The 10,025-nt window shown below is 39.9% G+C and carries 5 protein-coding genes; all 5 read right to left on the bottom strand.

Annotated features, from left to right (window positions below; genetic code table 11):
- Positions 1 to 217: 217 nt before the first annotated feature.
- The 5 genes from BVH04_RS21425 to BVH04_RS21405 all read right to left on the bottom strand — a co-directional run bounded on the left by BVH04_RS21425 (position 218) and on the right by BVH04_RS21405 (position 9,631).
- Complete coding sequence (locus BVH04_RS21425; RefSeq protein WP_086543503.1) at positions 218 to 550, bottom strand: hypothetical protein; 333 nt, start codon at positions 548 to 550, stop codon at positions 218 to 220.
- 10 nt (positions 551 to 560) lie between these two features.
- Positions 561 to 1,376, bottom strand: a complete 816-nt coding sequence (locus BVH04_RS21420; protein WP_086543502.1) for an SDR family oxidoreductase — start codon at positions 1,374 to 1,376, stop codon at positions 561 to 563.
- Between the two features lie 205 nt (positions 1,377 to 1,581).
- Positions 1,582 to 3,273 (bottom strand): potassium channel family protein, encoded by a 1,692-nt coding sequence (locus BVH04_RS21415; RefSeq protein ID WP_086543501.1) that lies wholly within the window; start codon positions 3,271 to 3,273, stop codon positions 1,582 to 1,584.
- A gap of 696 nt (positions 3,274 to 3,969) precedes the next feature.
- Positions 3,970 to 4,410, bottom strand: coding sequence for a response regulator (locus BVH04_RS21410; RefSeq protein WP_086543500.1), 441 nt, complete (start codon positions 4,408 to 4,410; stop codon positions 3,970 to 3,972).
- Position 4,411: 1 nt separating this feature from the next.
- Complete coding sequence (locus tag BVH04_RS21405) at positions 4,412 to 9,631, bottom strand: PAS domain S-box protein (RefSeq protein ID WP_086543499.1); 5,220 nt, start codon at positions 9,629 to 9,631, stop codon at positions 4,412 to 4,414.
- Between the last annotated feature and the right edge of the window lie 394 nt (positions 9,632 to 10,025).

Genomic DNA, 10,025 nt, shown 5'->3' with positions numbered 1-10,025 from the left:
CTATTTATATTCATGGCTCTTCTGCCTACTGGCAAAGTAGCGGATACACATATCATATTTTCTCTACAAGCTCTTTCAAATGTGTCAAATAAGTAGCTCCTCTTTTCTCCGCAAAGAAATCTAAGGAAAGTAAGACAGCACATTGAATAAATAGGCCTAACCCAACTCCTTTCCAAAATCCATAGCCCGATAGGGAATACATGAGCCCGATTCCTACCTAGACTAGTGCGATCTCAAAATATCGGTAATAAACGAAATTTTGGACGACGATTTCCATTCTAGGAATTTCTTCCGATTGGATTTTTTCAGGCTCCAGTTTGATCAGATTTTCTACCAAGAGGCTGTCCTTAGGACTTCGGATATAGATCGTCGTGCCGATGACGAGTTGCACGAGCGAAAAAACTATCAGGGGAATGGCGAGACCTTTCCAGAAATTATCCTTCAAGAAAAAGATCAAGTAGATCGAGAGGAGGATAGCAACTATGCCAAAGCCAATGAATAGGAGGCTTTCTGCTTTCTCGGCATTGAAATATTTAACAATGAGATTCATGGTCGGGGAGTTAAAGTCCAAATTGTGATTTAATGCCACCGATGAATGTCGCATCATCAAATTGCTTGCGGTTCGCCATCAGTACTTGAGCATCTTCTCCTGCGGTATAGCGCAGTTGGTTTTTACTATCTGTAGCCGCTTCGAATATCACTTCTGCTACCACACTTGCGGGCGATGCATTTTGAGCCAAGTTTGGCATTGTACTCATTAGCGCACCGACAATCTTTTGGTATTCCGCCATAGTTTCGTCATTGCTAAAGTCAAATGACCTGCCTGCAAATTCGGTTGCAATCATTCCTGGTTCTACTATTTTCACTTGTCCGCCAAATTGCTCGACTTCGAAACTCAAAGATTCTGAAATGCCTTCAACCGCAAATTTTGTCCCGTGATACAAGGCGCCTAAAGGGAAGGTTATTTTACCTCCAATAGAAGAAATATTAATGATGATGCCAGATTTGTTTTGGCGGAAATGAGGAAGAATAGCCTTCGTCACATCCAAAAGTCCAATCACATTGGTATTGAACTGACGTACTATTTTCTCTCTTGAAAATGACTCCAACGTGCCATAAGCTCCGTAACCTGCATTATTGAGTAATACATCAATTTGCCCAAATTTTTGAACTCCTTCATTCACTGCGTTTTGAATGGATTCCAAATCCAAAACATCAAGCTTCGTCACGAGCACGTTTTCCAAGGCGGCTAACTCTGTTTCGTTTTCTGGATTTCGCATGGTAGCGATTACATTCCAATCCTTGGACTGGAATAGTTTCGCAGTTGCTCTTCCTATTCCACTGCTTGCTCCGGTAATTAAAATTGTCTTATTCATTTTTGTTTCATTTAGATTAGAAAACAAAGTTGAGGCTAAACGTAAGTTGGCGGATAAGACAAATTCGGGTTGTTTGTATTCTTTTTACGGATTTCAGAGGAGACTATTTTCCGTCCAGCGTCAAACTGAGACCAGTTGGGGATGATCATTTTTTAAAAAATAGATTCAATACGAAGTTTTCCAATTGTTACCAAGTAATTCTTGACTAGTTTGACCCATAAATCTGGAAGAATTGATTCTCCGCTTCGACGGTACCGATCAATATAATTTCAGCACCTTCCGGCAATATCATAGATGGTTCAGGGTTGATAGTCATCTGTTCACCGGTCCGAATGGCAATAATGGTACAACCCGTTTCTTTTCGGATGGAAGTTTCTTTGATTGTTTTACCGGTAAGTTGTTTGGGGATTTTTACTTTGATCAAATCGAGGCCCTCAGCCACCATGAGGATATCACTTCTTTGCAGCAAATTCAGAATAGTATTGGCTCCCAGAGAAGCATAGGAAATCACAAAATCTGCGCCTGCCCGATGCAAATTTCCCAAGTTCCTTTCCGAAGTTGAGCGGGTGATAATTTGGATATCAGGTCGGATTAATCTGCAGTAAATTGTGAGGTACACATTGACATCATCATCATGGGTAGTGATGATCACAGAAGGCGAATCCATAATACCCGCTTGTTGCAGTATTTCGCGATCTGAAGCATCTCCAACAATCGAATTTTTCACTCCGATGACCCGTGTGGGATCTTTTTCAACGACATTGTATTTAAGGTTACGGGCTGATAATGCCCTGCCGGTAGCCCTACCAACTCTGCCTCCGCCCAAAATTATGACTGGGGCTTTTACCTCACTTTTGACGCCAAATGTCTTGTTGTATATTTCCAACTGGTATCCTGAACCAGCCAATACCAATACAGTACTTTGGGAAATGATTGTTTCCGGTCTTGCGGTTTGGAAGTTTCCCCTTTCCCAGAGTCCAACAACGCTGACCCCCACTTTTTGCCTCAATGCCGTCTCCTTTAAATTCAGCCCAACCAAAGATGATCCGGTGACCAAGACTTCTGCAATCTGTAAATCCCCAAAACGTCCTACCACATGTGCAAAGGCATCTCCTGCATTAGCCCTCCTGGAGAGTATCAGTCCCATTATTTCCCCCAACTGAAGGACGTTATTACTGCCCGCGAGCTTCAAAATATCCACTGCCGCTTCGGTATTTGCTGTGGAAATGATGGTGACATCTTTGCTGATCCCCCTTACCGTAAAAGCAACATTGGTGTTGAGTACATCGGATTCGGTGGTGGCTACCAAGGCTGCTTTTTCAACACGTGCATTCTTATAGGTCTGAGGATCCACCAAATCCCCCAGCATTACATTAATTCCCAATTCCCTTAGACGTTGTCCTTCAGCAAGATCTTTTACCAAAACGATGTATTCGTAGTTAAACCTGTCAAGCTTTTTGATCAGCGCTTCAGTAATAGGGCCATATCTGGTCATAATGACATGATTCTTCATTTCTTTTGGCAGTTCTCTTGGTACACGGGCTTGTTCCTGAGCCTTCATCCAGGGGGAATAAAAGAAATTGATAAAGGTAAATGGGAATAAAACCAACAAAAACAACATTCCCGAAAGCAAAACCACAATTGAAAATAATCTACCCAAATCACTGTGGAATGTGATATCCCCAAACCCAAGGGTGGACATCACTGTAAGGGTCCAATAGAATCCCGTCAACCAGGAAAAGGCCTGCCCCTCTCTGAGCATCAAGAGATGAAAAATCACCGAAAAAACTGTGATCATCCCAAGGAGGACTAATAGGAAATTAACCAATAACCTTAGGTTTTTTCGGTCAGGTTTATTCTGTAAAAAAAGTGTGATCTGTGCCGTAAGAAACTTCATTCCATATTCAGTTTGTATGCTTGGTAGATGCTATCCACGATGAAATTAGCAGAATAATTTAGCCTTTTAGGATTTTAGATCGAATCCTGATATACAGTCAGTTGAAGATTGGTTGATTTTTTACGGCATTATTCTAAATCCCTATCCGGAAGAAGTCGATATTCGGTTGGGACCCATAGCCGAAATTTCACAGCGAAAATGAATTTATGGATGAAATCATTCAGAGTTGAGGAGTTGGGCAAAGTACGCCTAAGCAATGTCCATTCTACATTTAATTTAGCTTTTGATGACTTCGCTTATTAAAAACAGAACTGAGGGTGGAATTTGCTTTTCAACCTTTTATAATAAAGACCGATTTGTAATTGGTTAAGTTTGAATTTCCTCAGATTGATAAAAGGCACCCTTCTTCTATCCAAAAAAAACTCTAAGAAGGGAACTGAATCTTTTCTACTCGCTATCCGTCTTGCTGATCCTTGTTTTTCAAATTACCGCAATGAGAAATTCAGGGGTTGAGGTATAGCTAAAATGCCTCATACCTCAGGTTAAAAAACCTCACTTAATTGAATTACAAATTTTGATGAATAGAAAGGGGTAGATGGGATCTACAGTAGGTCAAATGTAACCTCCGCTTAGAATGGACTAACGATTATTAGCACAGACAACTTTCATGAATCGGCATGAAATTGCCATGTCCTATTAATTTGCTAATGATGTTAGCTGCAACCAAAATTCTTCAATTTTTAAAATGGCTTTTAGAAAGTCATCGATATTGAGCGGTTTTTGCACATAGCTGTTGCAGTGATTTGCATAGGCTTTATCTATATCTTTTTGATTGGAAGAGGTGGTAAGCATAATTACCGGGATTTTTTTGAGGTCGGGATCAGCTTTGATCTGCTGCAAAACTTCATGACCGTTGAATATGGGAATGTTGATATCCAAAAGGATAAGATCTGGCCTTTTTGCATCGACAAATTCTCCTCTCTGAAATAGAAAATCAAGTGCTTCCTTACCGTTTTTTGCAACACTGATTTCGGTTTTCACTTTACTTTCTTCAAATGCATCCAGTGTAAGCATAATATCACCCTCGTTGTCTTCGACCAGAAGAATGTGGGCAAGTTCTATTTTTCGAGAATTCATACTATTTAATTTTAGGAATTGTGAAATAAAATACGGTGCCAACTCCTGATTCTGACTCCAACCAAATCCGTCCACCTAAAAATTCAACATGCCTTTTGGCAACAGAGAGACCTAATCCTGTTCCTGAATATTGGTCCTTATTGTGCAGACGTTGAAAAATAACAAATATTTTATCATAGAATTGAGGGTCCATTCCTATCCCATTGTCCTTGATAGAAAATTCCCATTCTTTTTCATTTTCTACTACGTCAATCTCTACTTTTGGTGGTATATCTGCTTTGCAATACTTGAGTGAATTATCTATCAAGCAATGAAGTATTTGAGTTATGGCTGCCTTATAGGTAAAGAGTATTGGTAGCTCACTAGATTTAATTGAAGCAGATTTTTCTGAGATGAGTTTTCTCCGCAACTGCCCAAATTCAGAAAGTACCTCGTTCAGATCGACTTCTTTTTTTCCTTCTGTTGGTCTGTTTGCTCTGGAATACTCAAGCAGATCAAGGATAATCTGCTTCATACTTTTGGCACCATCTGTTGCAAAGTGAATATACTGGTGACCCTTTTCGTCAAGTAGGTCTCCGTACTTTCGCTTCAATAGATCCATAAAGCTGGCGATCATTCTCAGTGGCTCCTGTAAGTCATGAGAGGCAACAAAAGCGAATTGCTCCAGATCTTCATTAGAGCGCTCAAGTTCAAGTGTGTACTGCTTGAGCAACTCCTCGGTTTTGATTTCCTGCGTAATGTCTGATGAAATACCGATGATACCGGATAATTTATTATTCTCATCAAAAATTGGAGAATTGGAAATCAGGGCGGGAAAATTAGTCCTATCTTTTTTACATACCTTAAATTTTCCCAACCAGGTTTCCCCTTTTTTAAGCGCATCCATGATCTGGATAGCTTGTTCTTTACTGATGTCAGGAACAGTCAGATGCATAATATTTTCTCCAATTGCTTCTTCTTGTTTCCAGCCATAAATATTTTCGGCTGCTTTGTTCCAGTAATTCACAACTCCATCCAGGTTCGTGGCTATTGCCGCCTGCCCTATCATGCTTAATAAGTTTGCTTTGAACCTGTTTGCTTCTTCTGATTTTTTTTGCTCAGTGACGTCAGTCATCGCTCCGACCATTCGGATTGCCTTTCCCTCGCTGTTCCGGATGATTACTCCCCGGTCTATTACATAAAGTGTTTTTCCGTGTTCATTAAATACCCTGTATTCCAGTTCCAATCGGTTACATAGCGGGTTTGAGATTGCTTCATTAATACTAATCTGAATTTTTTCAAAGTCTTCTGGATGAAAATTATCTTTCCAGAAATCATTCTCAGTAAATGATTTTAAAGCTTTTTTTCCAAAAAACCGTTCAATGGCTTTGGAGCGATAATAGGTTTGGTTTACCATATCCCAATCCCAGATGGCATCATTTGTTGCTTCGGTTACTTTTTCGAATCGTTCGTTTGCTTGGTGCAGTTGGATATCAGTTTCTTTTCGAGATGTAACATCTTTAAAGTACACAGATAACCCTTCTTCAGCAGGGTATGCAGATACCTCAAGCCATTTATTCATAGTGGAGGAAAACGATTCAAAGTTGACTGCTTCCCCCGTATTCATTGCTTCATGGTATTGATGGTAAAAGTCGGAATCGATTGAATACGTATTTTCTTCCCAAAGATTTTTGCCTACAATCTGTTCTTTTTTCTTACCCAAAATCAATTCGGCTTCCTTATTCCAATAGGTGACTATCCAATTGCAATCAACCGCAAAGAATGCATCCCCAATACTTTCCAAAATTTTGTTTTTTTCTTCGAAAGCTTTTTGGAGGTTTTCAGCCGCTAACTTTCGTTCATCGATATTTTTAAAATAAACAGAAAGACCTCCTGCTGATGGATATGCGCTTACTTCATACCATTTCCCATCAGCCGGATATAGGTATTCAAATGTTTCGGGAACGAGCGTTTGGGTGATTCTATGATACACTTCATACAACTTGGTGCCAACAGTGGAAGGGAACAACTCCCACTTATTTTTACCAATTGCTTCTTTTTCACTGGTTTGTAATAATCGCTCTGCCTCGCGGTTGAAGTAGGTAAAATTCCAGTCTTTATCCAGGGCATAAAATGCATCAGAAATACTTCCTAATATTTCACTTATTTTAAGTTCTAGTGATTTCGAAGCATGAATATCCTGATAACTACCATAAATTTTGGTACGCTTGTTATTCACAATTTCGCTTTTACCAATGACCCGGCTCCATCGCTCGTGTCCTTTAGCTGTAAGCAGTAATATCTCTTCATCAAACTCAGTACCGTCCTTAATTAAAAGATCCAATGCTTTCTGTATTCGTTCTTTGCTTTCCCCAATATGAAATTCTATGCCGCCAGTCAAGGTAGGATTGTAGCTATCGTCCAATTCCAATATTTCTCTTATCATAGGAGACCAGTACATGCCGTCTCCATCCTGGTTTATCAAATCCATCTCCCAACTTCCTATGCGGGCCAATTTACCAGCTTCACGATTCAACTCCCTTAGTACCTTTTCCTCCGTAACGTTCTTGGCGACCGCATACACTATACCATGTTCCGGCGCTGAAGTCGCGGTCCAGCTCAACCATACTATTTTACCCGCTTTGGTGATGTACCGGTTTTCAAAAAGTGTTTGTCTTCCACCATTATATAGTTGGGTTTGTTGTTCTTTCGTCTGCAACCTATCATCCTCATGTACAAATGATCTGATCGGTCGTGAGCGCATTTCCTCTAAGGAATAACCCAGTAATTCTAAGCCAGCCGGGTTGATCCGTTTTAGGTAACCATCAAAACCTGCTACGCAAATGATATCAGGAGTAAAGTCAAAAATCTGAGCCAATTCGATTTCCAATTTCTTTCGACTTAGCTCAGTGCCGATAGTAGACTCTAATTTTTGCAATAACTCTGAATAAAGCGCCAAGGCCGCTTTTGCTTTTCCGGTCCCCAACAACAGCACACCGATAACCACTTCATTATGTTTGAGGGGCACCCCCATTAGGACTTCAATCCCAGCCTTCTTCGCAGCTTCTTTTCTTTTGAAGAAAAGCCATTCCTTATCACCATTCCCCCAAATCTCTGTCTGCTTATTCTCCCAAACATAGCCAGGCATACCCTCTCCTAGGACTAAAGACTTTGAATTTCTTGATGCCTCATAAAAGTCATTTCCAGCCTTGTTTTTGAAGCAATTTGCTACCCGATTAATTGTATTAGCGTCAATGGCTGGCAACCAAATTTCACCGAAATCAAAATCTCCAAACTTGGTAATATGCTGGCACAGCTTTGTTAGACATGCTGTCAAGTCATGGTCAGTACTTTGATTGAAAATCCCGCTTATTTCATTTATAAGATCTTTTTCAAGTTCCTTGGTTTTTTGGTCGGTCACATCACGTTCTATGGCGATCCAGTGCGTGTACCAGCCTTTTTCATTTGCTACAGGGTTCACCGTAAAGTTTGTCCAGAATTCTTCCCCGGTTTTCTTGTAGTTGATAGTGGTTATTTCGTAAGGTTCCCAATTTCTGAGTGCGCGGCCCAGTTTTGCCAGTTCTTTTTTGTTGGAATTAGGTCCTTGAAGCATTCGGGGTGATTTGCCAATAACTTCATGCGCTTCATATCCCGTCATTTTGGAAAAAGCGGCATTGACATAGATTATCCTGGGGCCCGGTTCGTCAAACGGTTCCGCTTCGGTAATTAAAACGGCGTCATTCGTATTCGTGATGACACTTTCAAGGAGTTTTAGCCTTTGCTCTTCCTCTTTTTGTTTGGTGACATCTTGCACAGTCCCCTCAAATGCAATTGACTTTCCATCCTCATCCTTGACCAATCTTCCCAATTCATGTACCCATCTTATTTGGTGATCAGGTAAAATTATTCTGTGAATTTGATTATGAGGAGTCAAGCCTTGATACGCTAACTCTTGGTCTTTCTCGAAAAGTGGTAAATCAGCAGGATGAATTGTTTTTATAAAACTCTCATAATTCAGTTCAAAACTTTCTTTTTGTCTGCCCCAGATAGTGTATACTTCATCTGTCCAGCTAAGTGTGTTTCTGTCTAATTCAAGACGCCAATAACCAATGTTTGCAATTGCAGAAACTGATTTCAGTTTATGTTTTTCCTCAATTTTCTCTGTGATATCCCTCGAATTGCCTACAATACCTTTCACAGCAGGATTGTCTAACATATTCGTGAATACCGTTTCAAACCATCTCCATTCCTTTTGATGGTTTTGAACACGATAGGGCTCTAGCAGTAACCTGCTTTCTGTGGCTATTTTTTGCAGACTGGCTGAAGTCCGTTCTACATCATCCGGATGGATGAATTCAAGTGCATTTCTTCCGATAAATTCTTCTGGAGCGATCCCTAGAACAGACGTGCTGGTAGGACTAACATATATATAATTGCCTTCTCCATCTAGGATTCCGATCAAGTCAGAACCCTGCTGAACCAAGGCTTTAAATCGTTGCTCGCTTTGTTGAATTATTTCTTCCTCCTCAATTCTTTCTTTGGCATCTCTTGCCACGCAATACATCAGTTTGGAACCACCATCCCACCTGACAGACCATAAATTATAGGCAATGCCCCCATTTTTTTTCTTGTATCGGTTTACAAATGATTTAACCTCCCGACCACTAAGAATTGCAGAAGCTATCTCACTGGTTTTGAGCAGATCTTCTTCCAAAATTAAATCCTGATAAGCTTTTCCTACTAATTCTTCGGGTAAGTATCCCCAATGAACTTCACTAGCAGCACTCACATACACAAAATTGCCTTCGTAATCGATTGTACAAAAGACACCTAAAGAGGAATCGATCATTTGATTGGCTTCAGATTTTTGCTTTACTACGCGTGTAATGTCTCTTGAGAGGCAAGCAACGGCAAAAACTTCGTGATCATCTCCCCTTAAAGGTTCTAAGGTAATTTGACCATATCGTATTTCATTTGTTTCAGGATGAGCGTGATGCTCTTCAATTTCAAAATACTCTCCTTTAAGAGCCCTGCTATAATAGGCTTTCCATTTCTCAATTAATTCCTCACCAAAGCCTTCCACCAAAACAGACTCATTCAGCTTCTTTTCCACCCCTGTCACTTCTTTCATGAGGCTCAGGTACCTTTTATTGGCATAAATCAGTTGGAAATCAAGGTTGACTATCCAAAAAAGGTCTTTGCTTTGATCTAGGAAGGTATTCGTCAGCTGAGTTTGCTCCATGATATAAACTATTTTTTTGAAATCTTTATTAAAACAAAAATCAATGAGAAGCTAATACTAATGATTGATGGGTTATTTATCCAATAATGGCTGATTTATATTATCATACTGCGTAGATGCTGCCTTATGGACGTCAGGTATTTCAAAAGCCCTCCTATCATAATGCCTTGAACGTAAGAGATTAAGATAAAAAAGCTGAATATAGTAAGGTATACTATTCTCCATATTTAGCATTTTATTTTTTAAGTTGTACTTGTTCCTAGCTTGTTTAAAAATACTAGCTAACTAAATGGAGCCAATAGTCACAATTTTTAAAAGCATCTCTTCCTTCTTCATTCATTTCGCCAAAAAATTCCAATACAATTGACACTTATACTTTTGTGAGCCAAGTTCG

The sequence above is a fragment of the Algoriphagus antarcticus genome, from assembly GCF_002150685.1.
GTDB lineage: Bacteria > Bacteroidota > Bacteroidia > Cytophagales > Cyclobacteriaceae > Algoriphagus > Algoriphagus antarcticus.
This window is presented reverse-complemented; position numbering and strand designations above follow the sequence as displayed.